This window comes from Paenibacillus darwinianus, from assembly GCF_000598065.1.
GTDB classification, from domain to species: domain Bacteria; phylum Bacillota; class Bacilli; order Paenibacillales; family Paenibacillaceae; genus Paenibacillus_I; species Paenibacillus_I darwinianus.
Genome location: NZ_KK082145.1, coordinates 17,655 through 37,180, shown reverse-complemented (window position 1 = coordinate 37,180; position 19,526 = coordinate 17,655). Strand labels below are relative to the sequence as shown.

17 protein-coding genes and 1 other annotated feature are annotated in these 19,526 nt (G+C 57.4%); of the genes, 5 read left to right on the top strand and 12 right to left on the bottom strand.

Annotated elements, in window-relative coordinates:
• Positions 1-104 precede the first annotated feature (104 nt).
• The 4 genes from BG52_RS05550 to BG52_RS05535 all read right to left on the bottom strand — a co-directional run bounded on the left by BG52_RS05550 (position 105) and on the right by BG52_RS05535 (position 4,511).
• Positions 105-1,808, bottom strand: coding sequence for a DNA repair helicase XPB (locus BG52_RS05550; RefSeq protein WP_036580408.1), 1,704 nt, complete (start codon positions 1,806-1,808; stop codon positions 105-107).
• A 91-nt stretch (positions 1,809-1,899) separates the two neighbouring features.
• Positions 1,900-2,640: a thermonuclease family protein gene (locus BG52_RS05545; RefSeq protein WP_036666952.1), complete on the bottom strand. Its 741-nt coding sequence runs from the start codon at positions 2,638-2,640 to the stop codon at positions 1,900-1,902.
• Positions 2,641-2,712: 72 nt separating this feature from the next.
• Complete coding sequence (locus tag BG52_RS05540; protein ID WP_036580413.1) at positions 2,713-3,159, bottom strand: CBS domain-containing protein; 447 nt, start codon at positions 3,157-3,159, stop codon at positions 2,713-2,715.
• Positions 3,160-3,284: 125 nt separating this feature from the next.
• Positions 3,285-4,511, bottom strand: a complete 1,227-nt coding sequence (locus BG52_RS05535; RefSeq protein ID WP_051587665.1) for a M20 metallopeptidase family protein — start codon at positions 4,509-4,511, stop codon at positions 3,285-3,287.
• Between the two features lie 253 nt (positions 4,512-4,764).
• Here BG52_RS05535 and BG52_RS05530 point away from each other — a divergent pair, with 253 nt between their 5' ends.
• Entirely contained in the window at positions 4,765-5,109 is a 345-nt protein-coding gene (locus BG52_RS05530; RefSeq protein ID WP_036580416.1) for a YugN family protein, read from the top strand.
• Positions 5,110-5,124: 15 nt separating this feature from the next.
• A complete protein-coding gene (ftsW, locus tag BG52_RS05525; protein WP_036580418.1) occupies positions 5,125-6,330 on the top strand; it encodes a putative lipid II flippase FtsW in 1,206 nt (401 codons plus the stop codon).
• A 75-nt stretch (positions 6,331-6,405) separates the two neighbouring features.
• On the opposite strand, the gene BG52_RS05520 is transcribed toward ftsW, so the two are convergent.
• Positions 6,406-6,792, bottom strand: a complete 387-nt coding sequence (locus BG52_RS05520; RefSeq protein WP_036580420.1) for an Asp23/Gls24 family envelope stress response protein — start codon at positions 6,790-6,792, stop codon at positions 6,406-6,408.
• A 171-nt stretch (positions 6,793-6,963) separates the two neighbouring features.
• On the opposite strand from BG52_RS05520, the gene cax reads away from it, so the two are divergent.
• Positions 6,964-8,025 (top strand): calcium/proton exchanger, encoded by a 1,062-nt coding sequence (gene cax, locus BG52_RS05515; protein ID WP_036580423.1) that lies wholly within the window; start codon positions 6,964-6,966, stop codon positions 8,023-8,025.
• 129 nt (positions 8,026-8,154) lie between these two features.
• Here the strand turns inward: cax and BG52_RS05510 are convergent, their stop codons facing one another.
• The 5 genes from BG52_RS05510 to BG52_RS05490 all read right to left on the bottom strand — a co-directional run bounded on the left by BG52_RS05510 (position 8,155) and on the right by BG52_RS05490 (position 12,933).
• The gene (locus BG52_RS05510) at positions 8,155-8,457 is read right to left on the bottom strand and encodes an Fpa/YlaN family protein (protein ID WP_036580425.1); all 303 of its coding nucleotides are present in this window, start codon (positions 8,455-8,457) and stop codon (positions 8,155-8,157) included.
• Positions 8,458-8,607: 150 nt separating this feature from the next.
• On the bottom strand, positions 8,608-8,850 hold the full coding sequence (locus BG52_RS05505) for an HPr family phosphocarrier protein (protein ID WP_036580428.1): 243 nt from the start codon (positions 8,848-8,850) through the stop codon (positions 8,608-8,610).
• Positions 8,851-8,948: 98 nt separating this feature from the next.
• Positions 8,949-10,064 carry an aminopeptidase gene (locus BG52_RS05500; protein WP_036580431.1) on the bottom strand — a complete coding sequence of 372 codons (1,116 nt, stop codon included), beginning with the start codon at positions 10,062-10,064 and terminating at the stop codon, positions 8,949-8,951.
• Between the two features lie 63 nt (positions 10,065-10,127).
• Complete coding sequence (locus BG52_RS05495) at positions 10,128-10,940, bottom strand: hypothetical protein (protein ID WP_036580434.1); 813 nt, start codon at positions 10,938-10,940, stop codon at positions 10,128-10,130.
• Between the two features lie 157 nt (positions 10,941-11,097).
• Positions 11,098-12,933 (bottom strand): sensor domain-containing diguanylate cyclase, encoded by a 1,836-nt coding sequence (locus BG52_RS05490; RefSeq protein ID WP_223298924.1) that lies wholly within the window; start codon positions 12,931-12,933, stop codon positions 11,098-11,100.
• 532 nt (positions 12,934-13,465) lie between these two features.
• Between BG52_RS05490 and rpsD the strand changes: the two genes are divergently transcribed.
• Entirely contained in the window at positions 13,466-14,065 is a 600-nt protein-coding gene (gene rpsD / locus BG52_RS05485) for a 30S ribosomal protein S4 (protein WP_036580436.1), read from the top strand.
• A gap of 75 nt (positions 14,066-14,140) precedes the next feature.
• Here the strand turns inward: rpsD and tyrS are convergent, their stop codons facing one another.
• The gene (gene tyrS / locus BG52_RS05480; protein ID WP_036580518.1) at positions 14,141-15,397 is read right to left on the bottom strand and encodes a tyrosine--tRNA ligase; all 1,257 of its coding nucleotides are present in this window, start codon (positions 15,395-15,397) and stop codon (positions 14,141-14,143) included.
• Between the two features lie 48 nt (positions 15,398-15,445).
• Positions 15,446-15,714, bottom strand: a binding site (T-box leader).
• A gap of 149 nt (positions 15,715-15,863) precedes the next feature.
• On the opposite strand from tyrS, the gene BG52_RS05475 reads away from it, so the two are divergent.
• Positions 15,864-18,980 carry a transglycosylase domain-containing protein gene (locus BG52_RS05475; RefSeq protein WP_036580439.1) on the top strand — a complete coding sequence of 1,039 codons (3,117 nt, stop codon included), beginning with the start codon at positions 15,864-15,866 and terminating at the stop codon, positions 18,978-18,980.
• 265 nt (positions 18,981-19,245) lie between these two features.
• On the opposite strand, the gene BG52_RS15265 is transcribed toward BG52_RS05475, so the two are convergent.
• Positions 19,246-19,526: AMP-binding enzyme (locus BG52_RS15265; RefSeq protein ID WP_036666950.1), on the bottom strand; the 281-nt coding region annotated here is incomplete at its 5' end.

Below are 19,526 nucleotides of genomic sequence, written 5' to 3'. Positions count from 1 at the left end.
GCGTATCCATTCGGATCCGTCCAAGCAACTGTCGCGCCACGCCGCCGAAGCCGCATAGCCGGCAATAACGTCGTCCGGAAGCCGGCGGGCAAGCTCTTTTACATTCATTCCACCGCCTCCATCCGCATCGAGCCCGCCACGCCGCTGCCCCCGACCAGCTCGTACTCATAGCCTTGCTCGGTCATGAAAAGCTGTCTTTTCAGCGCGAATTCCGTTTCCTTCGTGCCCTCCGACACCAGCGTATAAAACCAGGCCGCGTTTTCGCCGGGCTTGGGGCGCATGATCCGGCCGATCCGCTGCGCCTCCTCCTGCCGCGAGCCGAAGCTGCCCGATACCTGGATCGCAACCGCCGCATCAGGCAAATCAACCGCGAAATTGGCAACCTTGGACACGACAATAACCGGCGTATCGCCGGTTTTGAACCGGTCGTACAGCACCTCCCTCTCGTCGTAGGGTGTGGCGCCCGTTATCATTGGCGCGCCGATCGCGCCGGCCAGCTTTTTCAGCTGATTGAGATACTGTCCGATGACCAGCACCGAACTTCCCCGATGCCGCCGGAGCAGCTCGCGGACAACGTCGGCTTTGGCCGGATTTTCCGCTGCGATCCGGTGTTTCGCGCGAGGCTCGGCCGATGCGTAACGGTCGGCGTACGCGCCTTCGAGCGGCACACGGATTTCGTTGCATGTAACCCGCGCGATCCAGCCGCCGGCTTCCAGCGTTCTCCAGGATGGATCGAAGCGCTTCGGTCCGATGAGCGAAAACACATCTTCCTCCCGTCCGTCCTCGCGTACGAGCGTAGCGGTCAATCCGAGCCTCCTCGTCGCCTGAATGTCGGCCGTCATCCGAAAGACGGGAGCAGGCAGCAAATGAACCTCATCGTAAATAATAAGCCCCCAATCGCGATCGCCGAACAAATGCATATGCACGAACCCGTCGTCCTTGGAGCGCCTGTGCGTCATGATTTGATAGGTGGCGATCGTCACCGGCTTGATGTCGCGCATATGGCCCGCGTATTCGCCGACGTCCTCCTCCGTTAGCGTCGTTTTGTCCAGCAGCTCGGACTTCCACTGTCTGACCGAGGTCACATTCGATGTCAGAATGAGCGTCGCGCAGCGAAGACGGCTCAAAGCCGCGATGCCTATGACCGTCTTGCCTGCGCCGCAAGGCAGCACAAGCATGCCGCTGCCTCCATGCTTGTCCCCTTCCCGATAAAACAGATCCACCGCCCGCTCCTGATAGTCCCTCAGCGAGAAAGCTCGGCCTCCCGCCGCCCGTTCCCTGAGCTCTACAGGCAGCGACTCGCCCTGATGGTAGCCGGCCAAATCGAGCACCGGATACCCGCGGCGGATCAGCTCCTGCTTCAAGGTGCCGCGCCGCTCGCCCGGAACCGTCCATTCGAATACGCCAGTGCCCGACGGACGCTCCTCCGCCCAGCCGGCAAGATTGCCAAGCTCCGCTGCCAGGCTGGAATCAAACGTCACAAGCACGATCTCATCTCCGCGCCGCTCCAACCGAAGCTTGCCGTATCGGCCGGTAAGCCGTCCGATATCGTCGAGCAGACTCGCAGGCACATCGTACCGGCTGTACCCGACCAGGCAATCCGCTATCTCCTCCGGCGTCACGCCGGCGGCAGCGGCATTCCAAACCGACAGCGGCGTAATCCGGTAGGTGTGCAGATCGCCGGGCCGTTTCACCAAATCGGCGAACCGACAGAGCGACTCCCGCGCCTCGTTCGCGCGCGGATGCCGTTCATCGAGCAGTACCTGCCGGTCCGCCTGCACGATGAGCGGGCCGTCATATCGCAGCATGGGTCCATTCCTCCCGAGCTAGGTATTTGTACTAGTCATTATGAGGGAATCCTAGCTTTTTTATGCCTAAAAATACGCCGGCGCCGCGTGATCATTTCGGCGCGCGAAACCCTTCCGCCTCCGCTTCCTCTGCCGTGCAAAACATCCGTTCGGCTTTGGTCTGATTATATTGCGGGCTGCCGGGCACATGATAGATTTTGGCGCCGCGAGAATTGATGTTTCCTTTGACGAGCGGTTCCTTGCAAACGGCAGGCGCTTCCGCGTCTGCGGATTTCCCGCCTACCCGGCTCGGCTCCCGCCTCCAGAGGCCGCGGTCATTTGCCCTCGCCTCCCGTTCGCCGCGCACGAACCGTTCCGCATAAGTTACGTCCGGCGGGTAGGTCATCACCCGCGCGTAGCCTTCACGGATCAGCCGCTCGTTGAACATCTCCCGCTCGCCCTGAACGAATACGAAACGCAGCAGACGGCCGTAACGATCTGTCTCCGAAATATCCTTGAACATCCATACCCGGCGGTCCTGGAGCTCGCTTAACGCGAAGGCCTTCGCTTCCTCGCCGAAAGTCTCGGGCTTGCCGAACGTTTCGGGCGTGTTCACGCCTATCAGCCTTATTTTCCGCCCGTCGACCGTTTCGAACGTGTCCCCATCCACAATCCGCCGGACGATCGCTTGCTCCGCCTGCCGGCCCTCCAATTCCGGATAATCGGCCAGAACCGACTCCCAATCCGCCGGGCCGACGGACGTCTGGCTCGCACCGCATGCCGCAAAAAAAGCTTGCGCCATCACAATTGCAAATAACAATAAAGCCGTGCGCGTTGCCCCTGCCTGTCTCATCCTGCTCCTCCTCAAATCAAAAAACTCCGGGGGCGGGAACGCGTCCCGGCTCCGGAGCAAAAATTGGCGCCCTTAGTGCACAAAGCCCTGCGGTTCCCGGTGCTCATGCTCGGAAATGTCGCTCAGCGCTTCGCCGGCTTCATTCACGAATATTTCGCGAACCGCCAGGTCGCCGATGGCCACAACGCCGACCAGATCGCCATTGTCCACGACGGGAAGGCGGCGGATCTGATGTCGGGCCATCATCTTCGCGGCTTCGTCGACCGTCGTGTCGGACGAAATCGTCTTCACCGTCGTCGTCAGCACCTCGGATACGGCCGTCGAGCCGGAATGCTTCTCCGCATAGCCGCGCAGCACAAGGTCGCGGTCGGTCGCCACGCCGACCAGCTTCTTCCCTTCCACGACCGGCACGAACCCGATATCATGCTTTTTCATCAACACGGCAAGCTCGTAAATGTTATCTTTCGTCGTCGCCGTCACGCAATCGGCGGACATGATTTCCCTTACCGTTTTCGCCATGTTACCCCTCCTAGCTGATGTCCGGCAGCGGATGCCCGCAAATCATGGCATTTCACCGCCCGAAGCTTAGCTTGACCCGTTTGGGGGGCTGTCATGCGGCGGCCGGTCGGCAATTGCTTATCCGATTACCCGGCGTGCGGTTCTGCCGTCCCGTTCCCGCGGCCGGTCTTGTTCATGCCCGCATAATCGTCAGCCATCGCAATCAGCAGCGCGGCGGACATCAGCATGCCCCGCTCATCGACGTCGAACCGCGGATGATGATGCGGATAGACCGCTCCGCAATCCTCGTTGCCCGCGCCGACGAACAGGAAGCAGCCCGGCACTTCCCGTAAATAATAGGCAAAATCCTCACCGGCCATGACCGGTTCGGCAGCCTCGACCCGCTCGGCCCCGAACAGGCGCGGAGCGACCTTGAAAAACCTCGCCGCTTCCACAGCATCGTTGACGACGGCCGGATAGCCTTCCCGGTAGTCGAGCTTCACGCCCGCTCCATACAACGCGCAGGTCTGCTCCACAATCAGGCGGAACCTCTCCTTGACCAGCTTTCTTGTGCCGTCGTCGAACGTCCTCACGGTTCCGGTAAGCCGGCAGCCGTCGGCAATGACGTTCGCCGCAGTGCCCGCCTGTATGGAGCCGACCGTAACGACCGCAGGCTGGAGGGGGTCGACGCTGCGGCTTACAATCGACTGGACCGCCTGCACGACCGCGGAGCCGGCGAGGACCGCATCAACCGTCTGATGCGGCAGCGCGCCGTGCCCGCCTTTGCCGGTAATATCGATATAAAAATCGTCCACAGCCGCCATCAAAGGACCGGCTTTCGTCGCCGTTTTGCCGAAAGCCAAAGGCGTCCACAGGTGCACGCCGTAAATGGCATCGACGCCTTCAAGCGCCCCGTCCCTGATCATCGACACGGCCCCGCCCGGCGCCACCTCTTCCGCCGGCTGGAACAACAGCACGCGGTCGCCCGTTAGAGCGGAGCGATTGTCCATGTAATAACGCGCCACTCCCAGCAAACCCGCCGTATGGGCGTCATGGCCGCAGGCATGCATGGCGCCGGAGACAGAGGATCGATATTCCACCGTTTTCTCGTCCTCAATCGGCAGGGCGTCGATATCAGCGCGCAGCGCAACCGCGGGCCCGGGCAGCGCGCCGCGAATGACGGCCTTGACGCCATACCCGCCGATCCCTTCCCGCACCTCGCAGCCGAAGCCCCGAAGCCGCTGAGCGATCCACGCGGACGTCTTTTTTTCCTGAAATGACAGCTCCGGATTACGGTGCAAATAGCGCCGCCACTCGACCATATCGGGAAATAACCGACGCAGATCCTCCTCCGGGCTGGCCGTTGTCCCCATTGTTACGCCTCCTCCGTTTGCCCGCCGCCCGTATTCGGGCAGTGCAGCGATTCCTGTCAATAGTGTACCAGAATGGCTGCCCGCAAGGAAACCAGCCCCCTGTTTGTAAGCGCCGACATTTCGCAAAAATGTCACTTTTCGCCTCCGGCACCCTCCGAGTTAAGGCTTGCGCAGCTTAGGGAAACATACTAATATAAATAGAGATGCTGCCAAGCAGCTGTTTCGTGCTCATTATTGAAGGAGGATTTTACGCATGATTATCGACAATACAGGCCTGAACGGCATGACGAGCGATCTCGCTCATTTGGACGAATCCGCCGAAAAGCTCGGCTTCGTTCGCTGGCAATGGGAATACTACCGCGCTACATACGACCTGAAGCTCGAAGACCGGACCAATCAGGCCGATTACTTCCTCCGCATCAGCACCCGCGCAATCGAAGGCAAGCTGGAATCTCCGGACGCCGTATTGGCTATCGAATCGGTGTACATCGGGCGCGCAACGTTCCCGCACGGCATGGAATATGAATCGACGATTCCGCAGCCGATCATGAACACGGCCAACCAGCGTTTGCAAGATTTGAAAGCTTTGCTTGCGTAACGCGGCGACCAGTTTATGAAACAGCTTCAGACCGATCCGCGGGGCCGGCCGGATTTTTTGCTCCTGATTTTAACGCTTCTGCTCGTCGGATTCGGACTGGTCATGGTGTTCAGCGCGAGCTCGAACATTGCCGCCACCTCCGCCGACTACAACCGCGATGCGCTTTTTTTCACCAAGCGCCAGCTGATCTGGGTGGTGCTGGGCTTCATCCTGCTGCTCACGGCGATGAACATACGCTACAACTGGTATAAGAAAGGCTACGTCCTCTTTTTTATTCCTGTCGTGATCATGCTCATTCTAGTCCCGATCATCGGGGAAACCCGAAACGGCGCGCGCAGCTGGTTCGGCTTCGGCTCCTTCGGCATTCAGCCGACGGAGTTCGCCAAGCTGGCGATCGTCTTGTATCTCGGCGCGATTATCGTCAAGAAAGGCGAGAAGTTCAGGGAGTTCAAGCGGGGACTGCTGCCGGTCATGGCGACGACCGGCGTCATATGCGGCCTTATTCTGCTGCAGCCCGACATCGGCTCCACGCTCATTCTTGCCGGCAGCGCCGGTATTATCATTCTGGCCGGAGGGGCTAACCTGAAGCAGCTGTTTGTCGCAGGCGTTATCCTCTCGATCGTCGTGACAATCATCGTCAGCGTGTCCATGATCGCGAATCCCGACACCTGGGCATACCGGATCGACCGGTTTACCGCTTACGCCAACCCGCTTCAGGACGAGCAGGACAGCGGCTACAATCTCTCCAAATCGCTGCAGGCGCTTGGACACGGCGGCCTTACCGGAGCCGGCTTCGGCAACAGCGTGCAGAAGCTGAAGTATTTGCCTTTTCCGTACAATGATTTCATTTTCGCCGTCATTGCGGAGGAATTCGGGTTCATCGGCAGCCTGCTTTTCCTGCTAACCTATCTGTTTTTCATCTGGCGCGGCCTGGTGGTCGCCCTTCGATGTCCGGACATTTACGGCACCGTGGTTGGCGTCGGCATCATGAGCATGATCGCGGTGCAGGCATTCGTCAACATCGGCGGCGTCACAGGCGCCATTCCGATCACCGGCGTTACGCTGCCGTTCATCAGCTACGGCGGTTCCTCGATGCTGGTCACCTTGGCAGCTATGGGAGTGCTTCTGAGCATCTCGCGGGAGGATAACCGTCCGGTCGGCCAAGAACGGAAAAAACGGCCGGCGCGCCAGGAAGCTCCGCGTTTTCACACAGTGAAATGACGGTATGCCGTTCAACGGCAAACGCAAAAACGGTCCGCCCAGGCGGACCGTTTTTGCGTTTGTGCGCTTCATCTTTCAATTCACGCGATGATGCTGTACCGCCTCTTCCTTCTCATCCTCGCGGAATGCGACGCCTTCGACCTTCACATTCACTTCGACAACCAACAGGCCAGTCATATTCTGCACCGCTTCTCTCACGTTGTCCTGCAGCTGTCTGCATACCTCGTGAATCGGAATGCCATACTGCACGATGACGCGCAGATCGATCGCCGCTTCCACTTGACCGACCTCGACCGAGACGCCCTTCTGCGCGTTTTTGCCGCTGAGCCGTTTGGCCAATCCTTCCGAAATCCCGCCCGACATGGCGGCAATACCGGGCGTTTCAAGTGCGGCTAAACCCGCAATCGTGGCGACCACATCGTCGGAGATACGGATGTTGCCGGTTTGAAGGTCTTCGGTCATCTGACTCACTCCTCATTGTCCATATGTGATCATTTTATAGGAAGGGCCGGTATGAAGCAAGATTCACAATCGCCTTCGCAAGGTAAAGTTTAGAAGCGGGATCAATTGGCATATATTAAGTAAGAATAACGTCCTGCATATGGCATGATTTCGATGGGGAGGTCCGCTGCTATGAGAAAAAACTGGTTCTTCATTGCCCTGACCGGCGCTTTTGTTCTGAGCGGTGCGGCCCACTACATGCGCTGGGGCGCCATCCTTGAATTCGCCTTTTCCTCAGTCGCCATCCTATTCGTCGCAGGCTTCCTCGGAAAGGCGACCGAAAGCGTAGCCCATTACGCGGGTCAAAGGCTCGGCGGCTTTCTGAATGCGACCTTCGGCAATGCGGCCGAGCTGATCATCGCCATTTTCCTCGTCAAGGAAGGCCTGTTCGACATGGTAAAAGCGAGCTTGACCGGCGCCATCATCGGCAACCTCCTGCTCGTGCTCGGACTCAGCATACTGCTGGGCGGCCTGAAATACAAGGAACAGCACTACAACATCCATTTGGCGGGGTACAATGCGACGCTGATGATGCTTGCGGTCATCGGTCTGTTCGTGCCGGCGATATTCGTTAAAGTCGAAAATTTCTCGTTCGAGCAGGACCGGTTGCTCAGCCTGACCGTCGCCGGAATTCTCATCATCGCTTACATCTTGTGGCTCATATTCTCGATGATCACCCATAAGGATACGCTGGCCGAGAGCGAGGCGACATCCGCCGGTCACGGCGAGCAGCCCGCATGGTCGAAAAAAACGTCTATCCTGTTCCTTGTACTGGCGACGGTCATGGTGGCGCTGGTCAGCGAATGGCTCGTGGGCACGCTTGAAACGTTCACGACGCGATTCGGCCTCTCCGAGCTGTTCGTCGGCGCATTCGTCATCGCGATCGTCGGCAACGCCGCCGAGCACAGCGCCGCCGTCATGCTCGCAATGAAAAACAAAATCGGCGCGGCCGTCGAGATCGCAATCGGCAGCAGCCTGCAGATCGCCCTGTTCGTCGCGCCCGTGCTGGTATTCGTTAGCATGCTGTTCGGGAATACGATGGATATCGTGTTCACGACGATCGAGCTGGCCGCCATCGGCGTATCCGTGTTTATCGCCACCTCGATCTCGCGGGATGGCCGGACGAACTGGTATGAAGGCGCCCTGCTGCTAATGGTTTATATCATTCTCGGCTTCGCCTTTTACCTTGTCTGACACCCCGATATTAAAAAAAGCAGCGTCAAACCAAAAAACAAAGACAGCGAGAGAAACAGTTCCCTGTCTCGCTGTCTTCTGAGAAATTCAGAACTAAAAAAGAAAGGGACTCCCCCTCAAGTAGATAAACTACGTTGAGGAAGCCCCTTTTTTTTGGTTAAGCGCTTCGTACAGCAGCGCCAAATTGCGTTCCAGCTCACTTAAGATCGCCCTGCCTGCCGTTTCGGGGATTAATCCGGCACGCACCGCAAAATCGACCTCCCGCGAAAAGCCATACATTTGGGTATCCAGCACTTCTTCGTACAGCGGGCATTGACGGGTCGTCAAATTCTCCATCTGAACTTCGATGAGCTTCTCGATTTTGTCGGCATCTTCCTGCAGAAGATGAAGCGCCTTTTGGTGCAAATGCACCGACACATCAGATGAAGACACGGTACTCCCCCCTGTGTAATCCTAGCCGTCTTTGATACTTTTTATATTAGACGAAATCGGCGCAATATACAAGGACAAAACGGAAAGCGCCCTTTCCGTATCGAAAAGGGCGCTTATCGGACATGCCTATCCACTTCGGTTATGAATCGGTCAGTCCGCTAAGACCGACACATTGAGGTTATGCTTCGCAAAAACCTCCGCCATCGCCGCTTTCGCTTCCTCGGCGTCCGGACCATGGACGTGCAGCTCATAAGAATGGCCGCTGACGAGCGTGGTGAACAGGCCAAGAATGCTTTTCACGTCAATGTACTTGTTTTCCGCCTGCAGAACGATCGAAGAACGAAATTGATTGGCGGTCTGGGAGATATCTACAATTGCGGCGTTGTTGGACATAAGAATCCCTCCACATCAAGAAATGTACGGCTTTGTCAATCATACCTTGATTTTTCGCGCTCTACAAGGGGTCAAGCATGATGTTTTTCATGACATTTTCATTTCAAATGCTCCGGATTCAGCTGCTCAAGCTCGGGAATCACGAAAAGCCCATCCTTGCGGATCAGCACGTCGTCGAACCAAATCTCCCCGCCGCCGTATTCCGGCCGCTGGATCAGCACCAGATCCCAATGCACGGACGAGCGGTTGCCGTTGTCGGTTTCCTCATACGCTTGCCCGGGCGTGAAATGAAGGCTGCCCGCGATTTTCTCGTCGAACAAAATATCCTTCATGGGATGCAAAATGTGCGGATTGAACCCGAGGCTGAATTCACCGATATATCGCGCGCCTTCGTCCATGTCGAGAATCTCGTTGAGGCGCTGCGTATCGTTACTCTCCGCCTTGACGATTCTGCCGTTCTCGAAGGTGAAAACCATGTTCTCAAACGTAATGCCCGAATAGATGCTGGGCGTATTGTAGGCGATCGTCCCGTTGATGGAATCCCGTACGGGCGCCGTAAATACTTCCCCGTCCGGAATATTGCGGTGGCCGGAGCATTTCTTGGCGCCGATGCCTTTGATCGAGAACGTCAGATCCGTACCCGGAGCGACCAGCCTCACCTTGTCTGTACGGTTCATCAACGCTTCGAGCGGCCCCATGGCGCGGTCCATCTTCGCGTAATCCAGATTGCATACGTCAAAATAGAAATTCTCGAAAGCTTCCGTGCTCATATTCGCCAGTTGAGCCATGGATGGATTCGGATAGCGCAGCACGACCCATTTCGTTTTTTTCACCCGCTGCTCGCTATGTATGGGGTGACGGTAAATCTGCTCATACAGCCGCATTTTATCGCTTGGCACGTCCGACAGCTCGTTGACATTCTCGCCCGAGCGGATGGCGATATAACCCTGCATCGCCTGCATGCGGCGCATATCGTAATCGGCCCAAACTTCCATCTGCTCCTTTGTCGTATGCATGAGCAGGGAACGAAGCACGGTACGGTCGCTCGTCTCGACGAACGGTCGCCCGCCCCGCTTCGCCACCTCCTCCACGAGACATTTCGCTAGCTCCCTTTCGGAGCCGATCATGTCAATCAGGACATTCTCACCGGGCTGTACGTCAATCGAGTATCCCGCCAGATTGGCGGCCAGCTTTTGCAAACGCGGATCCCGCATTGAATCTCCTCCTTTTCGCGCGCAGCTGCAGCTAACGGCACAATTTTGTCTACCAACATCCTATCACGATTTCCTTCCTGCTGCACGGATTGCAGCCGGTTTCCCGTCGAACCCGCCTATGGTCACGGTTGACACCCGCTTCTCTACCCGCTTCTTGCCCTCCGATACATAACGCATGACGACTGTTTCCTCCATTCGGACGGGAAGCATACGGCTTCGATCGACTGTGAGATGGACTCTATCCTCCACTTCAAGCGTGCGCAGCATAGCCTCAAGCTTCCGGCGGGAATCGGCGATTTCCTCCCTCACCGCTTGGCGCAGCCGTTGATCGGCCTTTCCGTTGCCGCTGCCGATCGTTTCAGGCGACACGGCCTCGGCAGACCGTTCAAAAGCGGCACGAAGAAAAGCCGCTTCGGCCTGGGCGGCGGCATCGGGCCGGAGCAGGATGCTGAGCGAAAGGTTCGGTCCTTTCTCGGCGGAATCCGCGTATTCGACCGATTGGGCAAGCTTCTGTACGGCGGCCAACCGTTCGGCAGGGCTGCCGAGCTGCTGCCGGTCCGCGCTCAGCGCGCTTTCGCCGCCCTTGCTCGCCCGCCGGATCGTCGGCTTCGCATGCCCGATTACACGCCCCTCGTACTCCTCAATAAAATAGGGCTTCGCTTGCCTGTACCCCAGACCCGTACGCACATTGAAATCATATTTGTCGACTCCCGCCAGCCCCGCCGCCGCAATGGCCAGCGTTTCCTCGGGCGAACGGGCGCGATGCGGGTCCCCGCATCCGCCGCAAAGCAGGGCAAGCAGCAGGCCCGGGATGAGGACACGGAATAATACCGATTCCCCGGCTGTCGGACCGATGCCCGAATGATTCGGAAGCACGCGCAATCCCTCCGTCTCGTAAAAGTCGTAATCCGGCTAACGGGTGTTAGGTTTTCCCGTTCCACGCTGTTCTTATTCGGCAAAAAGTTAATCGCCATGCACGCCGCACAAGCAAAAAGGGCGCCCCTGGGGGCGCCCTTTTTGCTTGTGCGGCAAGTCAGCCTACGAACACTTGGTTCCGGCCATGATGCTTCGCTTCGTAAAGCGCCATGTCCGCCCGGTAAAACAGCGACTCCGGACTGATCTTCTCGTCCTCGAATGTCCATTCCGATACGCCGCAGGAAGCGGTAACCTTCGGATCGGTCTCCGCTTCGACCCGGGTGCGGATGCGGTCGGCGATTCGGTAAGCCTGCTCTGTGCGGACTTGAGGCAGATAAACGGCCAATTCCTCGCCGCCCCAACGCGCGGCGATGTCGCTGTCCCGGATGCACGAGGTGATGACATTGCTCACCTGCACCAGAATGCGGTCGCCGATCTGGTGGCCGTATGTGTCGTTGACCTTCTTGAAATAATCGATGTCAACCAGAATAAGCGAGCCGCATGGATCCTTGCGCTGCCGCAGCTGGATCTGCTCATTCAAATAATGCCGCGCATGCAAGCTCGTCAGATTGTCGGTGATGACCATTCGCCGCACCTCGGCGTGCAGCGATGCGTTGGTGATCGCAAGACCGATATGCGTGGACAATACCTGCAGCAGCTTGTAGTTGTCGTAAGAGAAATAATGCGCGTTCCGGTGCGCGACCATAATCACGCCTCCGACATCGTTGCCGACCATAATCGGCGAGGCGATCAGCGAGCGGGAAGCCGTCATGTCCATCAGCTTCGAGGCCACCTGCCCGGCTGCATGATAATCGGAAATGATCAGTGACTCCTTGCTCCGGTAAACCATGCCGCTGAAGCCGTACTCCGTTGAGAATTGCTCCCCCGCCAGTGCCGGGATATTGGAGGACATCACGACAAACCGACTGATCTCCTTGTTCAGCTGCAGCACGCAGCAGAAATCCGCATGAAAAACCTGAAGCAGCTCGCTTGTTGCGAACTGGAAAATTTCACTCAATCGAAGAGATTGATTCAGCCGCTTCGTCAGCTCATTGATAAGCTGCAGCTCGCCGATCAGCACATTGGACTGCTCGTAGAGCTTCGCATTCTCGAAAGCGGATCCTGCCGTATCGGCCAACATAATAAAAGCGGACAGATCGCTCTCCTCCCATTGCTCCGCCGGGACCGTCATAAGCAGAACGCCGTAGACCGCTTGCTTGCCCGAGAGCGGAACGGCGAGCCGGACCCCGTCCTCGCCCTTCTCCTTAACCATCTTGCCTTCAAGAAACGCACGGGCGCTGATGTCGGAAGCTGCATTCTTGATTACGAGCGGCTTGACGCGAGCGTCCACGGATGCGTAATCCTGCGACAGCAGCAGATCTACCGCCGAGTCGGGGTACAGTGATTCAAGGCTTTGAATCGTTTCCTTGAGCACCGAGGGCACATCGATCTGATCATGCAGCCGCTTTGCAGCGATGAACAGCGCGTCTTTACGCTCCGCCTCTCTATCGTGCGCACACTGCGAAAGCATGGCCTGCCGCAGCAGCCCTTCTTCGAAGTGAAAATACAAACGGTTGCGAAAATCCAACACGCAGGCATAAAGCATCGCCCTTCTCCCCTCGAGATCGGCGCCAACCGGGATGCAGAATACAAGCGTTGCGATCGGCGTTCCCTCGGAGCGATCCGCGACTGGTATCGCTCGCAGCAGCATGCCCGATTCCGCCGCTTCCTCTGCGGGCTCGCCGGTCCGGACCGTATTCTTGACGCATTTCAGGAGCTGATTTTCGAAAACTGGAGAGGTTTGCCCGTGGCCGCACAACAGCGTCCCGGATAGATCGAATAACAGTATGGCGCCTTCGCCGAAAACCGGCAGAGCCTCGTAGTCGGCCGCCCACTGCCGGAAGCTTGCGATCAGAAGTGAGGAAGGATAGAGAGATTCCGCCGGCTCCGCCAACCGGGAATGGCTCCCGGCGACACTCAAGGAACGGTCCGAAGGCTGGAGGACATGAACATCTCGATTGGTTCGCAACGGTTCGTTCACAGTTGTTCCTCGCTCCTTCGTTCCGCCGGTATGACGCGGTCGGACGTTAAATTTATATCATTCGAAAAGTCTCAAATGTTTAACCTCTATTATACTGTATTTATGCGAAAAATGCACTAGTTTACATCAAATTACAGGGACTTATGACCTAGTGAATCGCATTGTGCAAATCGTTTAAGCGATTCATTTTCAGGCCGTTTCTCGTTTTCTCTCAGAGCTACCGCCCGTCTCTACCGCCCGTCTCTTGACTTTTCATACGGTTTGCCTATAATATTTATTGTTGAACAACGGGATAAAGGTTTTGTGTCACCCTCACGGAGGTTGTCACTGTCGGGACAGCGGCTGGCATTCCCGTCAGGATTCCGGACCGGAGTCATTGACAACGCTCGGCGAAACAATAACCCCATTTTCAAACATTCCATTTGAAGAAGGAGTTAACACCACAATGTCACGTTATACAGGACCTAAGTTTAAATTGAGCCGCCGCCTCGGCATTTCCCTGAGCGGTTCCGGCAAAGAATTGAAGCGCCCGTTCCCGCCCGGACAGCACGGCCCAGGCCAACGCAAGAAAATGAGCGGATACGGCGTACAGCTCCAAGAGAAGCAAAAGCTTCGCCATATGTACGGTTTGAACGAGAAGCAATTCCGCAACCTGTTCTCCAAAGCGCTTAAGATGAAAGGGATCGCCGGTGAAAACTTCATGATCCTGCTCGAAAGCCGCCTGGACAACCTGGTATACCGTCTTGGCCTGTCCAACTCCCGCGCAGGCGCGCGTCAGCTGGTCGCACACGGTCACGTGACAGTAAACGGCAAGAAGGTTGACATCGCTTCTTACAATGTTTCGGTCGGCGACATCATCGGCCTGCGCGAGCGCAGCCGTGCGATGAAAGCGATCAAGGAAGCAACGGAAGGTCGTCACCACCTGCCGCAATACGTGGAATTCAACAGCAACGCAATGGAAGGCAAGTTCGTCCGTCTGCCGGAGCGTGCAGAGCTCTCCCAGGACATTGACGAGAAGCAAATCGTCGAGTTCTACAGCCGTTAATCGTAAATCCCCGGACCTCTGGCCCGGGGATTTTTTGTTGCCTTATCGCATGACGGGTTGCATCAGCTCAGCGGTTCACGCCAGGCGTATGCGCGCGAACTTGCGCTTGCCGACCTGTACGACATCCCCGCTGCGCGGCTCAATGTCCGCATTGGGATCGTCGATTTTAATTTCATTGATCTTGACCGCGCCCTGCTGCACGCTCCGCTTTGCTTCGCTGCCCGATGCCTGCAGTCCAAGCGTGGTCAGCAGCTTCACGATCCGGATGCGGCCGCCTTCAAGCTCGCCGCCAGGCAGATCAATTTCATCTATTTCGTCGGGCAACGCCCGCTGTTGGAACACAGTTACGAAATGCTGTTGTGCGGCAGCCGCCGCTTGCTCCCCGTGATACATGCGGACGAACGTGGCCGCAAGCCGCATTTTCGCATCGCGCGGATGAACGGTACCATCGGCTAATCCCCGCTTCAGCCGCGAAAGCTCCTCATCGCCGATATCCGTCGCAAGCTCGTAATATTTCGCCATAAGCTCGTCCGGCACGGACATTGCCTTGCCGTAAATCTCGTTCGGCTCCTCGTCGATCCCGATGTAATTGCCCAGACTTTTACTCATCTTGTTCACGCCGTCGAGACCTTCCAGCAACGGCAGCATGACCGCGATTTGCGTCGATTTGCCGTATTCCTTCTGAAGCGTCCGCCCCATAAGCAAGTTGAACTTCTGATCCGTGCCGCCAAGCTCGATATCGCTCTCCAGCGCCACCGAATCGTAGCCCTGCATGAGCGGATAAAAAAATTCATGGATGCTGATCGGCTGTCCGGACTGGTAGCGCTTCGTGAAATCGTCGCGCTCCAGCATGCGGGCGACGGTCAGCTTGGCTGCCAGTCCTACGACGTCCGCGAAATTCATGGGCCCAAGCCACTCGGAATTGTAATAGACGGTCGTTTTCGAAGGATCGAGTATTTTGAAAATTTGCTTCTGGTACGTTTCGGCGTTGCGCTTCACATCTTCTTCCGTCAGCTGCTTGCGCGTCTCCGATTTGCCCGTTGGATCGCCGATCCGACCGGTAAAATCGCCGATGATCAGCTGCACCTCGTGGCCTAGCAACTGGAACTGGCGCAGCTTGTGCAGCACGACCGTGTGCCCCACATGAATGTCCGGCGCGGACGGATCGAGCCCCAGCTTCACCTTGAGCGGCTTACCGGTGCGGACGAAATCCGCCAGCTTGTCCCTGAGCGCCTCTTCGGGGACGATTTCCACCACGCCGCGCCGGATAATCCCCAGCTGACGGTCAATCTCAGCCAGTTGCTGCGCGGATAACTGCTCTTCTTTTGCCATAATCAAACCCTCCGTAATCGTCGAAAAATACAAAAAAATCCTTCTGTCTCAAGGGACGAGAAGGATTTTGCCCGCGGTACCACCCTCGTTAAAGCGTCCGCCGCACGTTCGGTGCCGCAGGGCAGCGGGCGGATGGTCGCTTTCACTTCATTGCGCGTAACGGGCGCATCCGGAAAGGCCTACTTGCGGCGTTGCGCCGTGTTCAACCATTCGGCTCGAGGCTGTAATTCAACATGCGGTCCGCAACCGGTTCCCAGCAAACACCGGCTCTCTGAATACGGCGAACGCAAGCTACTTGTGCCCGTCATCGCTTTTCAAATACATATTACTAGCTTTATACCACAGCCGATCGGCAGCAGTCAATAGCGGACCGCTCAGTATGCTGTGGATAATACTGGGTAAACATATGACCTCTTCCGGCTAAATGTGCTATAATAGTTGCGTCGCTTTGGAGGAGGAAATCATCATGGAAGAAATACATAAGCCGTCGGATCGAAGCGGATGGCGCACATTCGGCCTTGTCGTGTGGGTCACGTTCAAATGGCTGTTCATTTTCGGCTTGGTCATCGGCTTGTTCGCAGGCGGCGCGCTAGCCGGCTATGTTTCATCGCTCGTGAAGGACGACCCTGTGCGTCCCCGGTCGATGATCGAAGCCAAAATCGGGGAAAATGCTACGACGGGCTTCGTCTATTTTAACGATAACACGCCTGTCGGCCAGCTGCGAACCGAAGAGGACCGGCGGCTAGTCGCATTGGACGCGGTGCCGAAATCGGTCATCGACGCCGTGCTGGCCATCGAGGACAACAACTTTCAAGACCATTTCGGCGTGGACGTGAAGGGCCTCGGCCGCGCGGTCAAGCAGAAGATGCTGAACGAAGAGATACAGACCGGCGGGAGCACGCTGACGCAGCAGCTGGCGCGCAGAGTTTTTCTGAATCTGGATGTATCCGACAGCCGGAAGGTAAAAGAAATTTTTCTCGCGCTGCGTCTCGAACGGTTTCTCACAAAAAAGGAGATTTTGGCCGCCTACCTGAACAAGGTGCCGTTCGGCAACGGCTATACGGGCTATAATCTGTACGGTATCAAAGCCGCTGCGAAAGGCATTTTCAACATTAACAACCTGAACGATCTGAATATAGCCCAATCGGCCTATCTGGCCGGCCTGCCGCAGCGTCCCTCGGCTTACACCGCCTTTAACGGCAAGGGCGAGTACAACGAGAAAGGGATCGGGTTAGCGATCGACCGCCAGAACCTGGTGCTGCGCCGCATGCTCGAAACCGGAAGAATCACCGCGGCCGAATACGAGGAAGCCTCGGCGTTCGACATTCGTTCCTCGCTGGCAAAACCGCAGAAGAAGGCCTACAACACGTTTCCTTACCTGATGCTGGAAGCGGAACGACAGGCGGCGGAGATTCTGATGATGCAGCAGGATCCGACGCTTACGCTCGCCGATATCCGCAAGTCGGAGAATGCGGCGAAGCTCGAAGAAGCTCGCGAAACGCTGCTTCGCGGCGGCTATCATATTTTTACGACAATCGATAAAAAAATCTACAACCTGATGCGCGCGATCGGGTCGGACCCGGACAACTTCACGCCCGACAGCAAGGTAAAAGGCGTCGAGCAGACGGCTGCCGTCATGCTGGATCACAAGACCGGCGCCATTCTCGGCATGCTGGAAGGACGCGATTTCTATCTGGAGCAGATGAACTACGCAACACAAATGACGAGACAGCCCGGCTCCACCATGAAGCCGATCGCCGCCTATTTGCCGGCAATTGATGCGGGTCTCATACAGCCTGCCAGCATCCTTGACGACGCGCCGATCGTGTTGAAAGACGGCGTGAAGGGCTTCCATATTCCGAGAAACGCAACCAACAATTACAAAGGGCTCGTCACCGCGCGCGACGCGCTTAACCGCTCGCTCAACCTGCCGGCGTTGAAAGTGTTCCTTGACAAGGTCACGATTCCGAAAGCCTGGGAATTCGCCCGCAAGCTCGGCATTACGACGATTCAGCCGGAGGACGACTACGCGCAAACCGGTGTCATCGGCGGGCTCAGCTTAGGCGTGACGGTGGAGGAACTGACGAACGCCTATGGCGCGATCCCGAACGGCGGTGTTTTTAACGACGCCTATATGATCAGCAGAATCACCGACAGTACCGGTAAAGTGGTGTATGAGCATCAAGCGAAGCCGCGGCGGGCATTTTCGGAGCAGACGGCTTTCCTGGCCGCCGATATGCTGCAGACGGTTATTACGAACGGAACGGGTTCGACCGTCAAACGCGAATTCAAAGGCCAAGGCATTCCGATCGCAGGCAAAACCGGATCGACCCAGAGCTATGGCGACGTCTGGTTCATGGGCTTCACACCGGATATCACGCTCGGTGTATGGGCTGGCTACGAGCAGCAAATTTACGCGTTGACCGACGACGGCAAACGGCGCGCGCAGCATATCTGGGCCAAAATCATGAACGAGGTCACCTCGGCAAAGCCCGAGCTGTTCGCCACCCAGCGATTTCCGAAGCCGGACGGCATAGTCAAGGCGACCGTTTCCAGCGTCAGCGGCAAACGGCCGACCGATCTTACGAAGCAGATGGGCCGTCTCGTCACCGACTGGTTCAACGAGTCGTACCTCCCGAAGGAGGACGACGACGCCATTGTCAAGATGGCGTTCATTCCTTACAACGGGGTCAATTATATCGCGCAGGCGACAACCCCCTCCGACTTCGTGCGGGAGCAAGCCGTCGTGAGACGGGAGAAGCCGCTCGACGTGCTTTTCGAGGAAATCGCCGCCGCACAGGAGAAGCTGCCGGCCAACAGCCGTCGGCCGATGTCCTACTATCTGCCGGCGGATGCCGATCTCGACGCGCCGTCCAAAATGGACCCGCGCACCGATGACGGCAGCAATCCTTCGCCACCTTCGGGCATTACGCTACAATCCGTTGACAATTCATCTGCGCTGCGAATCGGCTTTCAGCCTGCCGGCCAGAAGGATATCGTCGGATACCGCCTTTACCGTTCGGTTAACGGCGGGCCGTTCCAGAAATCGGGCGGTTCGATCGTCGTCGGCGATCAATCCCGGTTTATCAGCTACGTCTCGTCCAGCAACGCCTATAGCTTCTATGTGACCTCGGTGGACGTGGCGGGCCGTGAATCGGTGCCGAGCGTCATAGCGACAAGCGGCGTCTTCAAGGCACTACCGGCCACGCCTGATAACGGCGGCGCGACGTCATTGTCCGAGCCCGACTCCGGCGGTGTGCTGCCGGGCGGCTCCGCCAACGGCGGAAACGGCAGCGCAGTCGGCGAGCTTGAGGTGCCTGCGCCTTCCGCTCCCGGCGGCTTGATCGTGAAGTCAACCGCGATCGGCGTCGAGCTGTCGTGGTCGCCGAATGCGGTATCGGAGCAAATCCAGGAATATATCGTTTACTACAGCGAGAACGGCACCGGCAAGTACAGGCAGATCGGCACGGTGCAGGAGCCGAGGTTCGAATATATAGCGCCGCTCCCTGCAGGCGCATTCCGCGTCACCGCCGTGAATGCATCGGGCGAGTCGGATCCTTCCCGTTCGGCTTCCCCGAGCTAGAGCGGACCGCATGCGAACGAAAGCCTACGGTGTCCGTTCGCCCGGCGCAAACAACTACAAGAAGCCTCCGCATCCTGTGATGCGGGGGCTTCTTGGCGTAGCGGGAGGGCTGAAAAAAAGCGCCTAATCCAACGGTCTCTTCGGGATACCACCGGCGAGCGGTTGTCCCTGCTTAGGCAAGCATCAATAACGACAACCATACCAGGATGACATCATCCAAATAGCCTATGATAATTTCCGTGAGCCTGAATCGCGACGTCAATCATCAATCGTCGATCGTCGACAGATCCCCCGCCGGGAGATTCAGCTCCCACGCTTTCAGCACGCGCCGCATGATTTTACCGCTACGCGTCTTGGGGAGCTTATCCTTGAATTCGATCTCTCGCGGAGCTGCGTGCGCGGACAGGCCTTCCTTGACGAATCTGGCGATATCCTGCTTCAATTCGTCCGACGGCGCATAGCCTTCGCGAAGCGAAATGAACGCTTTAATGATTTCTCCCCGCATCGGGTCCGGCTTGCCGATCACGCCCTCCTCGGCTACCGCCG